This is a genomic window from Thermomonospora echinospora, assembly GCF_900108175.1.
Taxonomy (GTDB): Bacteria; Actinomycetota; Actinomycetes; order Streptosporangiales; family Streptosporangiaceae; genus Thermomonospora; species Thermomonospora echinospora.
Window position 1 is genome coordinate 24,463 of the sequence record NZ_FNVO01000005.1, and the last position, 21,081, is coordinate 45,543.

Here is a 21,081-nt window from a genome sequence, read left to right on the forward strand (position 1 = left end):
GTGCATCAGCGCATCAGCCAGGTGTCCTTGGAGCCGCCTCCCTGGGAGGAGTTGACGATCCTGCTGCTGGCGGGGGCCACCCGGGTCAGCGCCAGCGGGACAACGACCGGCTCGGGACCCTGCACCACGAACGCCCGCAGGTCGACCGCGCGGGGCTCCAGGCGGCCGTCCACGAACGTCGGGTGGGTGGACAGCTCCACGGTCTCCTGCGCGATCCACCGGGCCGGCTCGGCGAGGATCCGCTCGCGGGCCTCCGCCAGTTCGGCGGCGGAGGCCTCCGGGCCGATCAGCACATCGCTGCCGCCGTAGCCGTCGACCGGCTTGATCACGAGTTCCTTGAGCCGGTCCAGGGCCTCGGCGCGCTGGTCGGGGTCGCGGCACAGGTAGGTCGTCACGTTGTCCAGCAGCGGACGCTCGCCCAGGTAGTACTCGATGAGCCGGGGGACGTGGACGTACAGCGCCTTGTCGTCGCCGACGCCGTTGCCGGGCGCGTTGGCCAGCGTCACCGCGCCCCGCTCCATCGCCTCCAGCAGCCCCGGCCCGACCGCGTCGAACAGTTCGTCCTCGCCGACCCGCCGGTAGAGGACCTCCACGTGGGCGCCTTCGGGGCCGTCGATCCGCACGCCGTCGCCGGTGACCACGAGCCGGTCGGGGGTGACCAGCGGGACGCCCATTTCCCGGGCCAGCATCCGGTGCTCGTAGAAGGCCGAGTCCCGCTCCCCCGAGGTCACCACCGCGAGGGCGGGCGAGGCGCTGGTGAGGGCGGCGCGCAGGACGGCGACGGCGCGGGAGGGCGGCGGCATCCGGGAGGTGCGGACCAGCTCGGGCAGCACCCGGGTGGTCAGCCACCGGTTCGCCATGGCGTAGCCGATGCCCGAGGGCACGCGCAGGTTGTCCTCCAGCACCACCCAGCGGCCCGCGCCGTCCCGGACCAGGTCGAGCCCGGCGACCGCGCAGCGCACGGCCGAGCGGGGCACCCGCCGTCCCTCCGGCCGCAGCCCCGGCGAGTCGTCGATCGCCCAGGCGGGCAGCACGCCGTCCCGGACCGCGGCGCGCTCGCCGTAGGCGTCGTGCAGGAACGCCTCCAGAGCGCGTACCCGCTGCCGCAGCCCGGCCTGCAACGGCCGCCAGTCCTCGGCGGCGATCACCCGGGGCACCAGGTCGAACGGGAAGAGGCGTTCCTCCTCCTCGCCCGCCACCCGGAAGGTCATGCCCAGCCGCCGCTGCACCTCGTCGCGCTCACGCTCGCGCTCGCGCAGCCCGTCGGCGCCGAGCCGGTCCAGCACCGCCATGATCATCTCGTACGGCGCCCGCGCGCTGCCGTCGAAGACCACCGCCTCGTCGGACTCGGTCCGGTAGTCGGCGGTCATCCGGGTCACCGACCGGCGGGGCGGGCCCGGCGCCCATTCGGTGTTGGCGCGCGTCTCGGCCAGCAGCAGCTCCACCACGTCGTCCATGCCGCCGACGGCGAACGCCGCCCGCTGCCGGGCCGCCGAGTCGCCCCGGGTCAGCGCCCCCTCGGTCATCTCGGCGACCAGCTCCCAGTCGCCGGTCCGCTCCAGCATCGGGCGCAGGTCGTCCAGCAGCCCGCGCAGCAGCTCGCCGGCGGGCACCGGGACGCCGCTGCGCGGATCGACCAGCTCGCCGTCCAGCCCGGACCGGGCCGCCCGCCATGTCGCCGCCCGCACCAGCTCGGTGCGCACCGGCGCGGCCGGCTCACCCGCGGCGACCGCGTCCATCTCCCGGATCACCAGCGCGCGGAACAGCCCCGCCAGCAGCACCACGTCCTCCACCCGGGGGCAGGCGTCGCAGACCCGCAGCTCGACGGTGGGCAGGTGGGCGGAGGGCCGCACGTCGAAGTAGGCCATGCCCGGGTCGCTGATCACGCCCGAGCGCACCAGGTCGGCCAGCATCCGGTCGTACTCCTCGGCCGACGCGAAGGCGCCCAGCGGGCCGGTGGTCGGCCAGCGCTGCCACAGCAGCGTGCGGTAGCTGGCGTAGCCGGTGTCGGTGCCGAGCCAGTACGGCGAGCTGGCCGAGAGCGCCAGCAGCGGGGGCAGCCAGGGCCCGATCCGGTGCGCCACCGCCACCGCCATGTCGCGGTCGCCGGCGTCCACGTGCACCTGCGCCCCGCAGATGAGCTGCTCGCGGGTCAGCTGCTGGTACTCCTCCAGCATGTTCTCGTAGCGCTCGTCGGGTGTGACCTTGAGCGCGTCCAGGTCGACCAGCGGCACCGTCCCGGCGGCCACGATGCCCAGCCCGAGCGGCTCGGCGGCCTCCACCACCCGGCGGCGCAGGGCGGCGAGGTCCTCGGCCAGGTCGGCCAGCCGTACGAACGGGCGGCTGTTGGTCTCCACCACCGACCGCTGCAGCTCGGCCACGAACCGGTCGGGATGCAACTGCTCCAGCAGGCCGTCGGCTCTGGGGCGCAGGCGGTGGGTCTCCAGGTCGACGGTGTGGAACTCCTCCTCCACCCCCACGGCCACCAGTTCGGGACGCTCAACCGCCATGCGGCACCCCGCCCTCGCCGTCACGCGGATGTATGCGTTGTGTGTTCAGCGTCCCTCCCACCCGAGTCGGGTCATGGCGGGCTGTGGATTCCCCCTGATTGTCCGTCTATGCGCCCCGCCGCCCGCCCGTCCTGGCGGCCCCGCGTACCGCTTCCGCCACCTGGGGACGGGCGGGCCGTGGTTCGGCGACGAGGGCGCCGGCAGGATCGACGCCCGGGGCGGCGTCATCGCCCTCCGGGTCTCTTGGGCATTCGCGGTCGTGCCCGCCCTGACCTGCGCATACCGTCCTGCTCACCGATCAGGGCGTTGTTGTAGAAGAGGTTGGCCCGGCGCTTGCCCGGTTCGCCGGAGGCCATGCCGAAGAAGAGCCGGACCTCGCCTTCCACCGTCCGGTGGATCGCCATGCCCTCCGGTTCGCGGAAGGTCAGCGCGCTGCCCGCCGTGGTGAGCGTGGGGCCCTCGACCCGCCTGCCGGTTTCGAGGTCGATGGTGGACAGCCGGGCGTTGCCCGGAGGGGGGTTACCGGGGCCGTAGGGGTTTCCGGAGTAGGTGTACAGGTACTTGCCGTACAGCGCGTATCCCTGGAAGGTCTCACCGCCCAGGGACGGCTGGGCGATGTCGAAGACCGGGTCGTCGTAGTGGTGCGCCTTCAGGTCCGCCAGGTCGTACACCGCGATCCGCCAACCGTCCTCCTTGTAGCGCATGGCCAGCCGTCCGTTGACCGGGTCGATGGTGGCGGTGACGCCGCTGACGTCCGGGACGGGCTGGTACTTGGTCAGCTCGGGCGACTCGTTGGTCAGCGTGACGCCGTCGACGAACTTGAACCGGGCGAGCTGCGTGCCGCGTGCACTGAAGCCCGTGGGGTCCACCTCGACCCACAGGTACGACGCGTCGCCGGACGACTCGACCCCGATCGCGGTCCCGTGCCCGAACCCCTCCAGGTGCATGTGACCCAGGAGGTTTCCGGCCAGATCCAGGCGGCTGATCGTCAGGTCGCCGTTCTCGTCGGACCACGGGCCGCTCTTGAGCTGCGCCGTGAACAGCCGCCCGTTGGCGATGTCGAAACCGAAGCTCTGCATGACGGTCCCGTCCTTGAGCCTCCTGTCCTGGAACAGGGCGTGGGACGGCGCGGTCAAGGCGAACCGCCGAGAGTCGGACGGGTGCACGGCGCCGGTCGCCGCGGCGGCGACGCCCACCCCGCCGGCCGGGCCTGCGCCGACCACCAAGGCCATGGCGAACAGCGGCGCCGCCCCCACCATGGCCGCCCTCGTTCCGGCACGCTTTCGGCGACTGAACGCCGTTTTCCCCATGACCCCCGCCCTCGCCTCGACCGGCCGAAAAAATCCGGACGGCACGATACCGGCGCGGGTGCATTCCGTACGGCCGAATCACCGCGACCGGCGCGGTCGGCGGAAATCGCCGGGAGGAGAATCGGTGGCGATCCGGCGGAAAATCGGTGAAATCACTCGGGCGGCAAGGCCTCCGTCACGGGTCGCCCGCCGCCGGGAGCGCCGGGGCCGGTCACCCGAGGCCGCACCCCGGAGAGGGGGCGTCCTGCGCCAGCGGGCTGCCCGCCGGGTTCACATACAGAGCCTCCAGGACGACCGCGGTGGAGCCGAGGTTGCGCCCGATATGGACGTTGCCGGGTCCGCTCTGTTCGACGACCACGCTGCCGCGGGGGTGGGTCACCGTCGCACAGTCGGCCAGGGTCCTGGTGAGCGTGCCCTGCTTGACCAGCGCGTACAGCGTGCCGTCATGGTAGTGCCAGCCGGTGCTCCCGCCCGGCCAGATGGTGATCTCCCGCAGGACATAGTCGCGGCCGTCCACCGTCGTCTGGGCGATGGTCCGGCTCGTCACGCCCGAACCGGGGGTGGCGGCGGCGATCGCGGGGACCGCGGGGACCATGGTCAGCGGGACGGCCGTCACGGCCACCGCCAGCAGCAGGGGCATTCGGCGGATTCCGTCCATCAGAAGATATCCGGCACCGTGCACACGGAAAGGGTAGCGAGGACGACCGCTTCGGTCAGGGACTTCAACTCATCCGGTCACCAACATGACGGATCCGGTAGGGGAACCCTGATTCAGGACGCCCGGAACAAGGCCGACTTAATTTACTGAAATCCGTTTTCGGATCTCCGGGCCGGCCCGGTGGCCGATCGCCGTCCCGTCGTCACGAGGGGCGGGCGGCCAGCGCCCGGGCCAGCTCGCCGAGTTGTTCGTCGGCGACGGCCACCTTCGCCTGGTCGAGCGTGATGCCGATGACGAACCGGTCGCCGGAGGCGCGCAGATAGAACAGCGCCCCGGCCTCGACGTCGAGCACGGTCCTGCCCAGCACGCCGCCCAGCAGCGGGAGCAGCGTACGGTCGAGCCGGTTGGTGACGAGGTACAGCAGCTTGCCGATCCGCTGGTAGTGCCGGCGGCGGTCCCGGCTGTCGGTGCCGAAGGTCAGCGCCGCCAGCCCCGGGTGGGCCAGCAGGTCCACCGAGCAGATCGGCTCGGCGCCCTGGAAGCAGGCGACGTAGTGCACCGCCTCCGGGTCCAGCACCGCCCGGCACAGGTCCAGCATGTCGGACGGCGCCCCGCCGGGGTTGGCCGTGTCGACGTAGACGTCCTCGTCGTCGACGATGTCGCCCCGGCGGACGTTCACCTCGTAGCGGCTGTGCTCGCCTGCGTAGTTCGGGGTGCCGCCGAACCCCCGGGCCAGCCGGATCTCCTCGCTCAGCCAGACCATCGACGCGTCGGCCCCGGAGATCCGCTCGTCGTGCAGGGTGGCGCCCACCAGGTACTCCCCGGGAGACGGGGAGAAGTACAGCAGCGCCCCCGCCCCCACATCGAACACGCAGCGGATCAGCCGGCCTCGTTGGACCGGGGTGAAGGCCTGGTCCAGCCGCGCGACGACGAAGTGCAGTTGCTGGCCGCCGGTCAGGAGGCTGTCGCGCTCCCGCTTGATCTGCTCCGGCGACAGGTCGCTGAACGGGTCACGGGGGTCGAAGACGTCCAGCCACACCTGCCAGTTGCCGCGGATGTAGTAGGCGACGTACTGGAGCGCTCCCTGCTGGAGCGCCTGCCGGCACAGGTCCACGATGGTGTCGAACTCCGAGCCCACATGGTCGGCCCGGTGCTCGGAGATGTGCTCGGGAAGGGGGCCGAAGGAACCCTTCGTCGGTTCTGACGTCATCAGGCATCCTGTCGTCGGTCGGTCGTCAGGTCGACGGGATGTCGATGTCGACGTCCCGGCGCGCGCCGCGCTGCGCGCCGGCTCCGGTGCCCGCCATCGACTCCTCGGTGGCCTGCAGGTTCGTGTAGGCGATCTGGGTGTGGGGGTGACCGTCGCCGAGCCGCTCCCGGAACGACCCGTGGGCGTGGCGCTCCCGCTCGGCCGCCTCGTCGAACCGGTCCGCCGCGGCCAGCGCGTTGGCGAAGGCGAGCTCCGCGCTGAGCGTGAAGGGATGGTCGGGGCCGACGTCCGGGTCCTCGGCCAGCGTGCGCCAGGCCTGCTCGCCGTGCCGCAGGGCCTGGTCGGCCCGCCCGCCGAGCCGGGCGTAGATGGCCAGGTTGGCCTGGCAGGCGCGGGTGAAGGGATGGTCCTCGCCGAACAGCTCGCGGTAGAGGTCGAGGTTGAGCGTGGCGTCGTCCAGCGCCTCATCGTGCCTGCCGTGGGCGGCCAGGCTCGCCGCCAGACTCACCTGGCAGGCCAGCGTGGCCGGATGCCGCGGACCGTGGAACGCCCTGGTGTCCCGCAGCGCCTCCTGGATCCGATCGAGCGCCTCCGCACGCTCACCGGCGTGGCGCAGCGTCACCGCCAGCTCCTTGGCGGCACGCAGGGTCGCCGGCGCGGCCCCGCCGGCGACCGCGCGCAGCATCCCCAGCGCGCTCTCCAGTTGCTTACGCGAGTTGGCATGGTCGCCGAGCTCGCGGTAGTGGATGCCGAGCCTGGTCACCGAGTGCCAGGTGAAGACGTGCCGGTCGCCGAGCACCCGCATCCTGATCTGGTAGGTCTGGCGGTCCTGGCGCATGGCCTCGTCCACCGCACCGATCAGCAGCAGCGACAGCGCCAGGTTGTTGGCCGCGCTCAGGGTCTGCGGATGCTCCTCGCCGAGGCGCTCCTGGAACAGCTCCAGGGTCTGCTGGTCCATCTTCACGGCCTCCCGGAAGCGGCCGCGGGCCCGCAGGTCGGCTCCGAGACTGCGCCTGATCATCAGGTTGAGCAGCTGGTTGGCCGGCTGGGCGGCGCGTCGGCGCCGGTGCGCCTCCTGGTCCCACTTGTGGGCCTCGGCGTGGTGGCCGAGCTCCCGGAGCGCGTTGGCGAGCTGGACCAGCAGCCGCAGTCGCAGCCGGTCGTCGAGGCCGAACTCGGCGCTCCAGCGCACCCGCAGCTGGTGCGCGATCTCCACAGCGAGCCGCCAGTTGTTGGTGAGGTACAGGTAGCGGACCTGGTTGACCGCCCAGCGCCGTACGGAGTCGTCGGCGTTGGCGGTGCTCAGCAGCTCGCAGGGCTGCACGTGCCGCTGCAACTCCAGGTAGCGCAGGGTGTGCGAGGGGTCGTCGGCCTCCTGCTCGCTGGGCGCGTAGGCGCCCAGCGCGAGCTGCGCCGCCGACCTGGCCCGCACCCGCTCCTCCTCGGTCATCCGCTCCCGGATCACCTGCAGGCTCCGCTGGTGGACGTGCAGCCGGTCGAACTGCTGGTCCAGCCTGGCCAGCGAGTACCGCTTCAGCAGCTGGACGATCTCGTCGATGCTCACGTCCTTGTCACGGACCGCCGGATCGTGCACGGCGAGCCGCTCCAGCATCCCCGCGGACCTGACCAGGTGCATGGACACGCCCTCCCCGGACAGGAAGGCGCAGATCCGCAGCAGCCACAGCGCGCCCGGCCGCTCCTCCTCCAGCCGGGCCAGGGAGGCCGTGACCGTGCGCACCGCGGCCTCGCCCTGCTCGGCCCCGGTCTCCTCGACGGGCCGTCCCAGCTCGGCGAGCAGGTCGTCGACCAGCCGGTCCTCGACGTCCCCGGTGGCGAGCCGCCCCTGCGCGGGCCTGATCTTCAGCCAGTGGGCCTTCATCCAGCCCGCCGCCTGGTCGATGGCCAGCGGCTGGTCGGCCAGCCAGCCGGCGATCCGGTCGGCGGCCTGGTCCGACACCCCGCTCACGCCGCTGCGCCGCCGGAGCAGGTCGATGCTCTCCGGCCGCTGGAAGCGGCCGACCTCGATCATGGCGCCGGCGGACGGCCAGTCGTCGCGCTGGGAGGTCACCAGGACGTGACCGGTCCCGTCGGCGGGCATCAGGCCGGCCAGCGCCTCGGGGTCGGCCGCGTTGTCGTAGACCAGCAACCAGCGGCGCTGGAGCGCGCCCAGCGTCTCCAGCACCTGCGGGACGGCGTCGTAGGAGTCGGCGGAGGCCCGCGGGTCGGCGCCCGTCAGGGACCGCAGCCGCGGCAGCAGCTCGGCCAGGGTGACCCGGACCTCGTGCTGCGTACCTGCGGGGATCCACCAGACGATGTCGTAGTCGTAGCCGAACTGCAGGGCGTACTCCATGGCGATGTGGCTCTTGCCCATCGCCGCCGGCCCGTGCAGCACGGCCGGGCGGCCCGCGGCGCCGCCGTCGCGCAGCACCCGGCGCAGCCGCAGCAGCAGCTCGCCGCGGCCGACGAAGTCCTTGTCGGCCAGCGGGACGTTCCACAGCTCGGGCATGCGCCTGGGGAACCGCGGCATGGCGGACGGGTCGGCGTCCTCGCGGACCGTGACGCCGCCCGGGACGAACTGCGCCACCAGCCTGTCGCGGGCCTGTGCCTCATCCCCGCACGCCACCAGGTCCAGGCCGACAATGGAGGCCAGCACGTCCCCCAGCACGCCCTCCCGGACCCGGATGCCGACCAGGCGGCCGGTGTCGCGGCCGCGCGCCGAGCTCTCCTGGTCGATGATGAGCTCCTGCGCCTGCAGGTACTGGGGCGACTCCGGCGACTCGGCCAGCCGGGGGGACAGCAGGACGATGGTGGTCTCCGCCGGCTGCGCGGAGTCGGCGGGACGGACCCGGATGTCGTACCCGTCCAGCACCGCGCCGATCCACTCCGCCCAGGGCTGGTCCGCGGGGGCGTGCACGATCGCGACGTCGAAGGCGGCGCTGGGCGGGTCGAACAGCTTGCGCAACGCCCGGCGGCGGTCCTCGTCCATGGGGGCGAGCCTGAGGTCCCGGTCGCCGGTGATCGCGGCCGCCAGCGCCTCGTAGGACTTCAGGATGGTGCGCTGCCCGTGCGGGTTCTCGGCGAAGACCGCGAGCATGTTGCGAACGTTGTAGAAGGGCTTGTAGGGAACGGTGACGCTCCCCCAGTACCGCCTGCGCTCGGTGCCCTGCAGGTGCTGCGGGAACCCCGCGAAGCGCCGCTCGGCGAACTCCTTGGCGAACCCGAGCGCGTCGTGCTCGCCGCCGTCGTCGTCCATCATCGGCACCGGCAGCACCCGAATGCCGCCGGCCGACCTGGCCCGGGTGCGTTCGAGGAGGTCCCGGGTGGCCGCGGCGCTGTGCGTGATGTCCTCGACGTTGATGTTGAAACAGCTGACCAGCACGTCCGCGAGGTGGACGGTGGGCGCCCAGGCCAGGTCCGAGCGTCCGGGACGGCTGTCGAGCAGCACGTAGTCGTACTTGCTCTCGGCGAGTTCGGCGCGCATCCGCGCCATGAAGTACACCCCGTGCTCGGACCGCAGGAAGGCGCCCCAGTCCAGCCGGGTCGCGTGCGGGCTGCGGCCCCGGTCGGCGCGGCGGCCGGGGCCGAGGTAGCCGATCTCACCGCTCAGCTCGAAGTCCACGTGGCGGTCCCCCCAGCCGACGTGGATGACGTCGTCGGCCCAGCGGACGTGCCGCGGCCACAGCTCGGCCGGATCGGCGTCGGGCTCCTCGCGCCCGGCCCGGCGGTAGCCCTGGACGTAGTCCAGGATCCCGGCCTGTTCCAGGACCGTCTCGTCGCTGGGAAAGAGCCTGGTGAAATACCTGTCCAGCGGTCTGCCGTCGGTTTCCAGCGCCCAGTCGACCACCAGCACCTTCCGGCCGGCGCTGGCCATGATCCAGGCCGTGTTGGCCAGGGCCATCGAGCAGCCTATTCGGGGCTGCCCGCCGTAGAACGCGATGATCTTTTCTGGGAGCCCCGTCCCGCCCGTTCCGTGTTGTTGGACGCTCACCGCCACCCCCAGCCTGGAAAACCGGCGCCGCGCACAACGAAAGAATACTGGGGGCGGCCGCGATTTGTTCGATTCGCCAAGCTCCCCGCCGCCCGGCCGGACCCTCCCTGCCACGGTAACGAGTTTTGGACGACCCGAAATCAAGTGATTTCAATCCACAAATCCGACTTCGGGCTCCTGGCCCGATCCGGTCGATCAAGAATATCGCCTAGTGACGGGCGTCCGGCCGGAGGGGACATGCTGACCTGGGCGATGGCTTTTACTTCTCGTGACCCGGCGTACCCGACCTAACCTTTAGGATAGCCGCGACGCCAGGCCGCTCCCGGGGCCCGCCACCCCGGTCGGCGCTCGGGTGCCATGAGGACTCCGGGGGTCCCTATGCCGCCATGCGAGGTGACGTGAAGACCTACTTCTTCACCAGCTACGCCCCGGGCGAGGACCGGCCCTGGGTCCGCCGCTTTCACTCCGATCTCGAACGGGAACTGCGGATACGGCAGGGACCGTACGCCGGGGGCGCGATGGCCGCGCCGCCGGCCGATCCGGTCCGGGTCGCCGCGACGGCCCCCGCCATGGTCGCCCTGATCTCCGACCGCTATCTGCGCGATCTCGGCTGCGGCCGGCAATGGGCGATCTTCGCGGAGCGGTCGCGGCCGGACGCGGGGGCGCGCGACCACTGCCTCATTCCCATCCGCTGGCGCCCGCTGCGCGGCCCGCTGCCCGATGCGGTGCGTCCCATGCCCGACTTCTGGGCCTCCGTCACACCGGAGCCCTACCGGACGTCGGGCCTGTACGAGCTGATGCGCACCCACCAACTGCGCGACGAGGGCGGTTACTACGGGATGGTGCGCAGGATCGCCGAACAGGTCTTCGCGGCCGAGCGGGTCCGGCTACGGCAACTGGACCCGGCCGCCGCCGCGGCCGTGCGCCCGGCCTTCGGCTCCCAGGAGCCCGGCGACGACCGCCGCGCGGGAGCGGCGGCGCCGGCCGAACGGCCGCGCACCGTCGCGATCAGTTATGTCGGCGCCGACCAGCCCTGGGCGGAGTGGATCGGCAACCTGCTGCGCGACAACGACTACGAGGTGGAGCTGATCCGCTGGAACGCGGGCCGCTCCGAACGGCTCACCGAGGCGGTCGACCGGGCCCGGCGCACCGGGGACCGGGTCATCGCCGTGCTGTCGCACAACTACGTCGCCCCCCACCGGGCCCCGATCCGCGAGGAGGACCCGGACTGGCAGTCGGTGCTGGCCCCGGACGAGGACGAGCACGAGGAGCTGATTCGGGTCCAGATCGACCGCGAACCGCTGCCCGGCGGCCTCGGCGAACGCGTCATCAGGCTCTACGGGCTGGAGGCCGGCGTGATCAGGGAGTTGCTCAACGCGGTACGAAGACGTAGCGCCTAGCCCGCCCACCACGATGGCCCCGATCCCCCCGAGACCGCCGGGCCCGCCCCGGGGTCCCACGTCACCGCCCCCCGCCTGCAACCGAGGCCCGCGCAACCGGCACTTCGTCGGCCGCGACGACGAACTGCAGCAGGTCAGCGAGCTGCTCCGGCGACGGCCCGTGCTGCTGTGCGACGCCGAGGGGCTGCCCCGCTCCGGCAAGACCGCGTTCGCGCTGGAGTACTGTCACCGCTTCGGCCAGCGTTACAACCTGATCTGGTGGTTCGACTGCCGTCCGGGCCGGGACCTGGACGCCCAGTACGACGTGTTCGCCAGGACCGCGCGGGCCGGCGGCGGGCCGGTCCCGGCCCGCGACGGCCGCGGCGGGCTCGTCCTGGACCCGTGGTCGCTGCTGGTCTTCGACGGCGCCGAGGAACCCGGCTCCCTGCCGTCCTGGCTGCCCTCCGGTCCCGGGCACGTGCTGATCACCGGCCGCAACGGCGCCGCGGAGGCCGAGCCGGTCCGGCTGGCACGGCTGTCCCGCCGCGAGTCGATCATTCTGCTGACGGCGATGGCATCCCGGGGCGACGGGACCGGCGACCCGTCCCGGCCCGAGCGGATCGAGCAGATCGCGCGGATCGAGCAGATCGCGCGGCTGCTCGACGACCGGCCCGCCCTGCTCAGCGAGGTCGGCCGGCACCTCCACGACCGGCGGGAGCTGTCGATCGAGCTGTGCCTGCGCCTGCTCGGCCTCGCCGAGCAGGCGCATCCCCGGGCGGACGCGCCGGCGTCCCCGGTCGTTCCACCCGTTCGCCAGGACCCCGGACCGCCACGGGTCTCCGTGGTCCAGCGGGCCCCGGCATCGGAGGACGGTGTGACCGGACCCCCCGTCACCTTCTTCACCAGCTACGCCCGTGACGTCGACCGCGAACTCGTGGTGGGCTTCCACGAGGACGTCGAGGAGGGCGTCAAGGCCCTGGTGGGCCCCGGCCGGGAGGTGCGCGGCTTCATCGACCATCACGGGCTGCTCGTCGGGGACCTGTGGGAGGAGGTCCTCATCGACAAGGTCCGCACCACGCGCGTCATGCTCGCCCTGCTGTCCAACAAGTACCTGGGCAGCCGCTGGTGCGGGCGCGAGTGGGCCGTCTTCGACGAGCGGATCGGCCGCGCGGTCCGCGATGGCGGGCCGCGCCCGCGCTGCCTGCTGCCGCTGCGCTGGTCGAAGACCAACAGGTCGCTGCCGCCCGCCATCGCACGGCTGCAGAACACCCAGGGGGGATTCGGGGACGTCCCTCTGCTCGACCTCTACCGGGAGAGCGGCAAGGCCTATTTCGACCTCCGCGCGCAGGTGGCCAAGGCCGTCATCGCGGCCGCGGATCTCGACCTCCCCCCGCTGGACCACGGGATGGCGGTGGCGGTGCCGCCCGCCTTCCCCTCCCCCGCCGCGCCGTCCACGCCCCGCTCCTCCGTCTCCTCCGTCCCCGCCCTCGACGTGGAGACGCCCGAGCAGGACCGCGGCGGTGCGGCGGGCACCGTCCGCCAGCAGATGGTCCCGGTGCTGGCCCAGGTGGAGGCGATCCGGGAGGAGGCCACGTTCCGGGCGTGGATCCGGGGCATCGAGGACGTGCACGGGCCGCTCGGCCTGCCGTACTCGGACTTCCTGTCGACCAGGCTGTCCAATCTGGTCAGCCGGTGCCTGCGGCACCGCACCCCGGAACTGCTGCTGACCATGGTGGCCGAGCTGACCATCCTGGCCCCCAACGATCCGGTGCTGCCGGAGATCCTCCGGATTGCTCAGCGGGCCGCCGGCTCCTGGGGCGGCGGTCCGGCGGCCCAGGGGTAGCTCAGGGACGGCTCAAGGGTAATCGTCGTCGATGAGGGACTGGAAAGCGACCGCCGCCTCCGCCGACTTTGTGTCAAGTGACACAATTATCCGGGACAGCGCGTGCGCCAACGCCGATTCGCCCAGTTCATCGAGCGCACGCAACGGGATGCCGCCGACATCGGGCAACCGGTCAGGAGAATCCGATCCGGCTTCGCACATGAGCACCCCCTCAGGACCGCAGGCCCGCTTCGCCCGCCTGCCGGCGATTTTTGCAGAAAACCTTTCACCGCGCGACGGCGTGCTACAGCCGATCACATTCCGATAAGCGCTTTCTGCGGTCCCTGGGTTACCATGGGGCCGACGGTGACCGGCATTGATCCGGGCGGTCGAAATGATCTCGTATACCGGTTCGGACGGTTCGGACGGTTCCGGCGCAGCCGCGCCGTGGCCCGCCGGCCTCGACGTCGGGGCACTGCTCGCCGGCGGCTGGCGGCCCACCGCCTTCCGGGAGTTCGTGCTCAAGGTCCACGGCCGCTGCGATCTGGCCTGCGACCACTGCTACGTCTACGAGATGGCCGACCAGAGCTGGCGGGACCGGCCGACGCGGATGTCCCCCTCCGTCGTCGCGCAGACCGCTCGCCGCATCGCCGAGCACGTCCGCGACCACGATCTGCCCTCGGTGAAGCTCATCCTGCACGGCGGCGAGCCGCTGCTGGCGGGCGCCGAGACGCTGGGCCGCACGGTGCGCGACATACGCGCGGCGGTGCGCGCCACCGCGGGCCCGTCCCCGCACGGCGGGGAGCGGGTCGTGGCGCGTGTCCAGACCAACGCCCTGCGCCTCGGCGAGCGGGAGCTGCAGGTCTTCGACCGGCAGCTGATCCGGGTCGGGGTGAGCCTGGACGGCACCGCCGAGGGCCATGACCGCCACCGCCGGCACGCCGACGGCCGGGGCAGCCACGCGCAGGTGCGCACCGCCCTCCAGCGGCTGACCGCGGACCGGTACCGGCACCTCTTCACGGGGCTGCTGTGCACCGTCGACGTCCGCAACGACCCGGTCGCCACCTACGAGGCGCTGCTGGAGTTCGCGCCCCCGGCCGTCGACTTCCTGCTGCCGCACGGCAACTGGTCGGCTCCTCCGCCGGGGCGCACGGCGGGATCTCCCGCGACCCCGTACGGCGACTGGCTGGCCGCCGTTTTCGACCGCTGGTACGGGGCGCCGAGGCGGGAGACCAAGGTCAGGATCTTCCAGGACGTCATGCATCTGCTGCTGGGCGGGCCCTCCTCCAGCGAGGCGGTGGGGCTGTCCCCGGTGGGCGTCGTGGTCGTCGAGACCGACGGCTCCATCGAGCAGTCCGACATTCTCAAGTCCGCATATCCGGGAGCGCCGGCCACCGGTATGAACGTCGCCCGGGATCCGTTCGACTCGGTGCTGCGTTCACCGTTCGTCGCGGCCCGGCAGATCGGCGCCCGGGCGTTGTGCGCCACCTGCGCCCGGTGTCCCGAAAAAGAGATCTGTGGTGGCGGGCATTACGCGCACCGATACCACCTCCGGAACGGTTTCCGGAATCCTTCGGTCTACTGCCCGGACATGCTCCGGCTGATCAGGCACATCAGATCCAGGCTGGCCCGTGACATCTCCCGGCTGGCGGACCGAGGGGGCGGGTGTGCGCGTTCGTTATCACCGGGTTCCGGAGGAGACGCTGGCGGAACTCGCCGCCGGGCGCGGCGGCGGGGCTGGGCAGCGGCTACTGCGCGGCATCTGGTTGAGCCGGCACACGCTACTCGTCCGGGGGGTGCTGGAGGCCGCGCGGACCGCCGGCGATCCCGACACGGCGGCCTGGGTGCACGCCGGGTACGAGGCACTGGCCGGTCTCCAGGAACGTCATCCGGCCGCCGTCCGGGCGGTGATCTGCCACCCCTCGGTCGGGGCGTGGGCCGGGCTCGCGGTCAGGGCGCTGCTCCGGGGGATCCCTCCCCCGGCCGGGGCGGCCGGTCCTGAGCAGATGGGCGCGCTGGCCGCCGCGGCGGCCGTCCGGGCGGGCGCGGACTGCTCGGTACGGGTGCCGGTCAGCGGGGGCCGCCTGATGCTGCCCTCCCTGGGCTTGGCGCTGCCGGGCGGCGGGCGGTCGTCGGCCATGGTGCGCGTCACGGCGGAGGGCGCGCGGATCACGTCCGGCGGCGCCCGGATCACTGTCCCGGCCGACCCGCACCGGGACGCGCCGGGCTGGCGCGGGCTGCGCCGGGTGTCGGCGGTCTGCGACGGTCTGCGGCTGGATCTGCTGATCGACGACCTGGACCCGTACCGGATGCCCGCGCTCGGGGTCCGGGACCGGCTGACCGCGGCCGAGACCCAGGACTGGGAGAGCGACCTGCGGGCCGCCTGGCGGCTGCTGGTACGGCGGCATCCCGGCACCGCCGCGGAGATCCGCGGGCTGATCCGGGTGATCACCCCGCTGGCCGGGCCGGCCCGTGGCCGCAGCAGCGCCAGTTCCCGCGAGGTGCACGGCACCATCGCCCTGTCGGCGGCCGGTGAGCCCCGCGCGCTGGCGCTCACCCTGGCGCACGAGGTCCAGCACGTGAAGCTGGCGATGCTGCTCGACGCCGTCGCGCTGATCAGGCCCGGACACCAGCGGCGCTACTACGCACCCTGGCGTGACGACCCCCGTCCGATCTACGGGCTGTTGCAGGGCGCCTACGCGCATCTGGGAGTCGCGGACTTCTGGCGCCGCGAACGCCGCCACCAGCCGCACGACGTGGAACCGCACGCGGAGTTCGAGCGGTGGCGGTCGGCGACACTACTGGCCTGCACGGAGCTGCTGCGGGGGGACGGACTGACCGCGACCGGCACGGCATTCGTCAACGAGATGGCGCGTACCCTGCGCGACTGGGGGAACGAGCCGATCCCCCCGCACGCGGTCCGGCTGGCCCGGCTCAGGGCCGAGCGGCACCGCACGCTGTGGAGCAGGCACAACGGCGCCCCTGCCAGGTGACGCCCGCCGTACGCCGGAGGTCTCCCCGGCCGCCTGACCATGGCCGCCAAAAGACCACTCCCACCAGGAATTGCCGGAATTGCGGCTTATGACATTTTTGGTGAGCGCCCCGTGGCCCGTGGGATGCCGGGTGATGGGCCGCGAGCCTGCGGGCGGACGGTGCAGTTCGGCGGGAAACCCGCATTCGGGCGAGCATACGGCGATATTGCGGATGGCCTTAATAGAGTCATCGGTGGGCATGGATGCGCGCCCATGGTGCCCGGAAGCGCATCGGTGAAACCAGAGAACCCCGCCGGCGGCCGGGGAAACTGGTGAACGATCTTTCGCCGGATTACACTGAGATCGCCCTGCAGGAACGCTCGACATGGAGATGTCAGGGCCTGGCGGCGCCCTGTGTCCTCGACATGGAACGGGGAATGCCGCGTGAACGTGCAGAAATACCTGGGGAGCGGTTCGGCGGGGGGCAGGCTCGCCGTCGCGGCCGTGGTGACCTCCGTCGGCGTCGCCCTGGGCCGTGCCGCCGGTCCCGGCCCGGTCATGGACCTGGTGACCGGTGAGCCCTACTTCCTCCTCGTCACCGCGCTGCTGGCGATCGGCCTCTACAGCAGCACGCACGGGATCGAGCTGCGGCATCTGCGGGCCGACCTGCGCACGGTCGTGCTCGCGGTGACGGTGGGGGTGCTGGTCAAGGCCGTGCTCATCACCGCCGTCATGGTGGTGCTGTTCCCGGGCCCCGAGGCGCTGGTGCTCGGGGTGGCGGTGGCGCAGATCGACCCGCTGTCGGTGTCGGCCCTCCAGCACTCGTCCCGGATGTCCGAACGGGGCAAGGCGCTGCTGCTGTCGTGGGCGTCGTTCGACGACCCGGTGACCACACTGCTGACCATCTACGCCGCGACGCTGTCGGTGACCCTGCACCATCTGGACGGGTCGGCCGAGTTCACCGCCTTCACCGCCGGCGGCGCGGGGGGCGTGCTCCTCGGGCTGGCCGCCAACCTGGCCCTCGCGGCGGTCTTCACCGGGACGTGGTTCTTCGTCCGAGGGCGGATCCGGGCCCGGCGCGGATCCGGTGCCGACCTGTCCTTCGCCGTGGCCTGCGGGCTGCTGCTGGCCGCCGCGGCGGTGGCCGTCAGCCAGTTCTGGATGCTCGGCATCGCGCTGCTGGGGCTGTTCGTCCGTCCCGTCGTGCGCGGTGCGCCCGAGGCGTTCGCACGCGTGCTCGACGGACTCACCCAGACGGCCTTCCTGCTGGCCGTCCTGGGGGTGGGCGTCATCTTGTCGGTGCGGGTCGACCTCGCGGCCGGGCTGGTGCTGGGCGTCACCGCCTTCGCGGCCCAGGCGGTGGTGAGCGTGTTCCTGACCCGGGCGCAGGAGCCGGGCGACCGGATCCCGCTGGCCATCGCCCAGCAGAACGGGATCACCGCCATCATCCTGGCGCTGCTGCTGCAGCCGATGTTCCCCGCGGTCGTGGGGATCGTGGCCCCGGCGGTCCTGGTCGTCAACGTCCTGCACCTGGTGGCGAACGCGCTGTACGCGCGGTACGACAGGGGCGACATCGCGGTGCCGCTCCCGGGCGCGCGATGGTGGGCCGGGCGGTCGGCACGGCGGCGCCCCGATCCCGCCTCCGGCCGAGGACCCGGCGCGTCCGCCGCCCTGGCCCGCGGCATCGGAGCATCCGGCGACCGCACCGCGCCCGAGGACGATCACGGAGCCGAGGACGACCGCTTGCCCGAGGGCGGTCTACCGGCCGAGAGCGGCTCCACCGCGCACTCCCCCGCCCTGGTGCACGGCACCGGGACCGGGGGCGGCCCGGTCCGGCCCGGACACGTTTCCTTCGGCGACCGGCCGTCCGCCGGGACGGCGGACCCGCTCGCCCCGCCCTTCGGCCGATATCCCGCGCCGCCCCCGGCCGGAGGCAGGCTCGTCGCCCTGATCGGCAGGTTCGGCCGATGGCCCGCATGAACTCGGCGGTCGGCACGGGGACGGCACGATGACGGGAAGGTCCCCGGAGGATTCCGCGCCCTCCCCGCCGCGGCCCCGGCCGGACGATGACGGGATCGCGACGGCCGCCCGGGTGTGGCGGCGGCAGAGCCAGTGGTCGCAGGCCGCCGGCCGGCTGAAGGCCGGGATCGGGCGGGCGCGTCTGGCCGGTCTGCTGCTCGGGACCGCCGCCGCCGTCCTGGGCACCGCCGCCGCCCAGCTGATGGGCTGGAACGCCCCGCTGGGCAAGGGACTGGCCTTCGGATCCGCCGCCGCGGCGGCGCTGGTGCCGATCGTCGTGCGCGGTGCCAGGCCGGAGACGGTCCGGGACTGGACGAGGCTGCGCTCGATCTCCGAGGCGCTGAAGTCGGAGGTCTATGTCTTCCTGGCCGGAGCGGGCCCCTACCGCGGGCCGGACCGGGCGGTGCTGCTGCTGGAGCGCACGGACCGCGTCCAGGCCGACGGCTCGGATCTGACGCGCCACCTCACGGGACTCGAACCGGTCCGGCGCGAACTGCCGGACATCACCGGCATCGGCGGTTACGTCACCCGGCGGGTGGAGGCGCAGCTCGACGGGTACTACCGGCCCGGCGCGCGGAGGATGCGGCGCCGGGTCACGGCCGTCCGCCGGATCGAGATCGCCCTCGGCGCCCTGGGCGCCGTCCTCGGCGCCTTGGCCGGCGCGTTCGCCGTGGCGCAGGCCGCCGCCTGGGTCGCCGTGGCCACCACGGTGGCGGTCGCCGTGGCGACGCACTCGGCCGCGTCCAGGTACGAGTACCAGGAACTGGAGTTCTCCCGTACCGCCGACCAGTTGGAGAGGCTGCTGGCGCGCCGGACGGCCATGGGCGGCGGCGACCCTGAAGCCGACGACGAGTTCGTCGCCGAATGCGAACTGGTGATCTCCGCGCAGAACGAGGCGTGGATGGCCAAGGTCTCGGGCGACGAGTGACCCACCGGGTCCTGAGCACAGGTCGTCCGGCCCCACCGGAGATCGGACACTCCCCGGTGCGCGGCGCCTCGAACGGCCGAGGTGCGCGGACGGCGTCTCCCGGACCCGGCGGGGCCACCGCGGCGGGTCCTCGGCCGCCCGGTGCCGTCGGGTGCCGTCAGGTGCCTCAGGTGAGGCAGGTGGCGGCGGTGACGATCTCGGCGCGCATGTTGCGCTCCATCATCTGCAGGGCGGCCTCGCCCAGGTGCGGGTCGATGTGCGCGACGGCGTCCCGGGGCACCTTGATCTTCAGATGGCGGACGTAGGCGTCCAGGGCGCTGTAGAGGATGCACTGCTCGGTGACCTGGCCGACCAGGACGACATCCCCGATCTGCTCACGAAGCAGCAGGTACTCCAGCGAGGTGCCGTAGAACGCGCTGTGCCTGACCTTGGGCAGGAACGCGCAGTCGGGCGTGGGGGCGATGGGCTCCACCAGGTCGGGCCGCTGCCCCTTCAGGGCGCTCTCGACCAGATCGTCCCGGGTGGTCGAGAAGTCTCCGTAGTTGTCGTTGACGTACAGCAGGCGGACGTCGTCCCGCTCGCGGGCCCGCTCGATCAGACCTCGCAGCGGCTCGACGATCTTCTCGACGCTGTCCGCGAGGGCGTCGGCGTCCTCGTGCTCGTACGGGTTCAGCATGTCGATGACGATCAGCGCGGTGGTACTCACCCCCCGCATCTGCCCAGGAGGACCCGGCCTACTCGTCTCACGGCGGCCCGCCCCGCCGGTGGCGGGGCGGGCCGCCGGCGGGGCAGAACGGGGTTCTCAGGAGTCCAGGAACAGCGCGGACAGGCGGGGAAGGCGGCGGCGGCACTCGTCCTCGTCCTCGGGGTCCCAGCTCTCGCCCGCCGCGCGTGCCGGCCGGTCCATCCCGCGCAGGGCGGCCTCCATGGCCGCGTCGAACGACTCCCGCTCGCCCCGCAGGCGCTCGTAGGCGTTCACCGCCACGTAGTTCATGCCCTCGCAGCCGATCCAGCCGCCCTCGTCGCGGCCCATCCGGGCCACGACGGGCAGACCGGCCAGCGAGTCGGGATCGGCGACGGCCTGGGTGAAGACGGCGCGGCCCTGGAGCACCAGCCCGGCGCGGAAGTCCATGAAGCCGTCGTCGCCGCAGCCGCCCTCGATGAGGTAGGCGGCGTTCCAGAGCGGGTACCGGTAGGCGGTGTCCATGACCTCGACCAGGATCCGGTCGAAGTCGATGATCTGGGCGGCCCCCAGCTCGTACAACAGTCCGGTGAGGATGTCCGGCAGGGGGTCGTCGGGGAGGTCGCGGTCGTCGGCCCGGTCGCCGGCCGCCCGCCGCGCCCGTTCGACGAGGCCCCACCAGATGTCGATGTCCACGACGATCAACCTAGTGGAGCCCCGTCGGGCCGGGTCCGCTACGCGGTGGACGGCGCCGCGGCGGGGCGGTGCGGACGCAGGAACAGGTACATCACCGGGACCGCGTACAGGCACCACATGACCAGTTGCAGCCAGGTGATGGTGGGGGTGACGTTGAGGATGCCGTGCAGGAGGGTCTGCAGCCACTCGCCGACCCGGCCGAGCCCGGCGAAGAAGGAGGCCGGTTCCAGGGCCACCGCGTTGAGACCGGGCAGCACGTCCGCCTCCTGCAGATCGTGGAAGCCGTAGCCGAAGACCCCGGCGGCGACGAGGATCAGACCGGCGCCCGTCCAGGTGAAGAAGGTGCGCAGGTTCAGCTTGAGGCCGCCCCGGTACAGCAGGTAGCCGATGACGACGGCGGTGGCCAGGCCAAGCACCGCGCCGATGATGGGCTGGGCGCCGGACTGGGAGTTCTGCGTGTTGGTCCACAGGAACAGCGCGGTCTCCAGGCCCTCCCGGCCGACCGCCAGGAAGCCGACCGTGGCCAGGGCCAGCGGGCCGACGTCCAGGGCGCCCTCCAGCCGGCCCTCCAACTCGCCCTTGAGGGAACGGGCGGCGGTACGCATCCAGAAGATCATCCAGGTGACCAGCCCGACCGCCACCAGCGACAGGATGCCGCCGGCCAGCTCCTGGATCCGGAAGTGCTGTTCCCGGGAGATCAGCAGGTTGAGCACCAGCGCGAAGCAGACGCTCAGCGCGATGGCGGACCCGACCCCGGTCCACACGGGCAGCAGCGCCTCCCGGCGGTCCCGTCTGACGAGGTAGGCGACGAGGATGCTGACGACCAGCGCGGCCTCCAGGCCCTCTCGCAGGCCGATCAGGTAGTTGCCCAGCAGCACCGGTTGCTCCTTTCGATGGCGTGGGGCGC

At 72.5% G+C, this 21,081-nt stretch carries 15 protein-coding genes; 6 read left to right on the plus strand and 9 right to left on the minus strand.

Translation table 11 applies throughout. The annotated features are described in order from the left end of the window. Positions 1-5: 5 nt before the first annotated feature. The 5 genes from C4U03_RS13155 to fxsT form a co-directional block, all read right to left on the minus strand. Positions 6-2,510, minus strand: a complete 2,505-nt coding sequence (locus tag C4U03_RS13155; RefSeq protein WP_103938038.1) for a carboxylate--amine ligase/circularly permuted type 2 ATP-grasp protein — start codon at positions 2,508-2,510, stop codon at positions 6-8. Between the two features lie 224 nt (positions 2,511-2,734). Continuing rightward, positions 2,735-3,769 carry a phage baseplate protein gene (locus C4U03_RS13160; protein ID WP_103938039.1) on the minus strand — a complete coding sequence of 345 codons (1,035 nt, stop codon included), beginning with the start codon at positions 3,767-3,769 and terminating at the stop codon, positions 2,735-2,737. A gap of 262 nt (positions 3,770-4,031) precedes the next feature. Continuing rightward, positions 4,032-4,460 (minus strand): cupin domain-containing protein, encoded by a 429-nt coding sequence (locus C4U03_RS13165; RefSeq protein ID WP_103938040.1) that lies wholly within the window; start codon positions 4,458-4,460, stop codon positions 4,032-4,034. A 220-nt stretch (positions 4,461-4,680) separates the two neighbouring features. Continuing rightward, positions 4,681-5,688 (minus strand): hypothetical protein, encoded by a 1,008-nt coding sequence (locus tag C4U03_RS13170; RefSeq protein ID WP_103938041.1) that lies wholly within the window; start codon positions 5,686-5,688, stop codon positions 4,681-4,683. A 25-nt stretch (positions 5,689-5,713) separates the two neighbouring features. Further along, positions 5,714-9,676 (minus strand): FxSxx-COOH system tetratricopeptide repeat protein, encoded by a 3,963-nt coding sequence (gene fxsT / locus C4U03_RS13175; RefSeq protein ID WP_146087360.1) that lies wholly within the window; start codon positions 9,674-9,676, stop codon positions 5,714-5,716. Between the two features lie 386 nt (positions 9,677-10,062). Here fxsT and C4U03_RS13180 point away from each other — a divergent pair, with 386 nt between their 5' ends. Together C4U03_RS13180 and C4U03_RS13185 are read left to right on the plus strand one after the other, a co-directional pair. After that, positions 10,063-11,076 carry a toll/interleukin-1 receptor domain-containing protein gene (locus C4U03_RS13180; protein WP_103938043.1) on the plus strand — a complete coding sequence of 338 codons (1,014 nt, stop codon included), beginning with the start codon at positions 10,063-10,065 and terminating at the stop codon, positions 11,074-11,076. A gap of 13 nt (positions 11,077-11,089) precedes the next feature. Then, on the plus strand, positions 11,090-12,898 hold the full coding sequence (locus C4U03_RS13185) for a toll/interleukin-1 receptor domain-containing protein (protein ID WP_103938044.1): 1,809 nt from the start codon (positions 11,090-11,092) through the stop codon (positions 12,896-12,898). Positions 12,899-12,910: 12 nt separating this feature from the next. Here the strand turns inward: C4U03_RS13185 and fxsA are convergent, their stop codons facing one another. Then, entirely contained in the window at positions 12,911-13,099 is a 189-nt protein-coding gene (gene fxsA / locus C4U03_RS13190; protein WP_146087361.1) for an FxSxx-COOH cyclophane-containing RiPP peptide, read from the minus strand. 172 nt (positions 13,100-13,271) lie between these two features. Here fxsA and C4U03_RS13195 point away from each other — a divergent pair, with 172 nt between their 5' ends. The 4 genes from C4U03_RS13195 (at position 13,272) to C4U03_RS13210 (ending at position 18,796) form a co-directional block, all read left to right on the plus strand. Then, positions 13,272-14,879 (plus strand): FxsB family cyclophane-forming radical SAM/SPASM peptide maturase, encoded by a 1,608-nt coding sequence (locus C4U03_RS13195; RefSeq protein WP_235017833.1) that lies wholly within the window; start codon positions 13,272-13,274, stop codon positions 14,877-14,879. Between the two features lie 4 nt (positions 14,880-14,883). Then, the gene (locus C4U03_RS13200) at positions 14,884-15,870 is read left to right on the plus strand and encodes an aKG-HExxH-type peptide beta-hydroxylase (protein ID WP_235017834.1); all 987 of its coding nucleotides are present in this window, start codon (positions 14,884-14,886) and stop codon (positions 15,868-15,870) included. A 423-nt stretch (positions 15,871-16,293) separates the two neighbouring features. After that, positions 16,294-17,829, plus strand: coding sequence for a cation:proton antiporter (locus C4U03_RS13205; RefSeq protein ID WP_103938047.1), 1,536 nt, complete (start codon positions 16,294-16,296; stop codon positions 17,827-17,829). Between the two features lie 28 nt (positions 17,830-17,857). Then, the gene (locus tag C4U03_RS13210; RefSeq protein WP_103938048.1) at positions 17,858-18,796 is read left to right on the plus strand and encodes a DUF4231 domain-containing protein; all 939 of its coding nucleotides are present in this window, start codon (positions 17,858-17,860) and stop codon (positions 18,794-18,796) included. A gap of 166 nt (positions 18,797-18,962) precedes the next feature. On the opposite strand, the gene C4U03_RS13215 is transcribed toward C4U03_RS13210, so the two are convergent. The 3 genes from C4U03_RS13215 to efeU all read right to left on the minus strand — a co-directional run bounded on the left by C4U03_RS13215 (position 18,963) and on the right by efeU (position 21,052). Then, positions 18,963-19,511 (minus strand): cysteine hydrolase family protein, encoded by a 549-nt coding sequence (locus C4U03_RS13215; RefSeq protein ID WP_235017835.1) that lies wholly within the window; start codon positions 19,509-19,511, stop codon positions 18,963-18,965. Positions 19,512-19,598: 87 nt separating this feature from the next. Then, on the minus strand, positions 19,599-20,174 hold the full coding sequence (locus C4U03_RS13220) for a DUF4240 domain-containing protein (protein ID WP_103938491.1): 576 nt from the start codon (positions 20,172-20,174) through the stop codon (positions 19,599-19,601). A 38-nt stretch (positions 20,175-20,212) separates the two neighbouring features. Next, positions 20,213-21,052 (minus strand): iron uptake transporter permease EfeU, encoded by an 840-nt coding sequence (gene efeU / locus C4U03_RS13225; RefSeq protein ID WP_235017836.1) that lies wholly within the window; start codon positions 21,050-21,052, stop codon positions 20,213-20,215. Positions 21,053-21,081 lie beyond the last annotated feature (29 nt).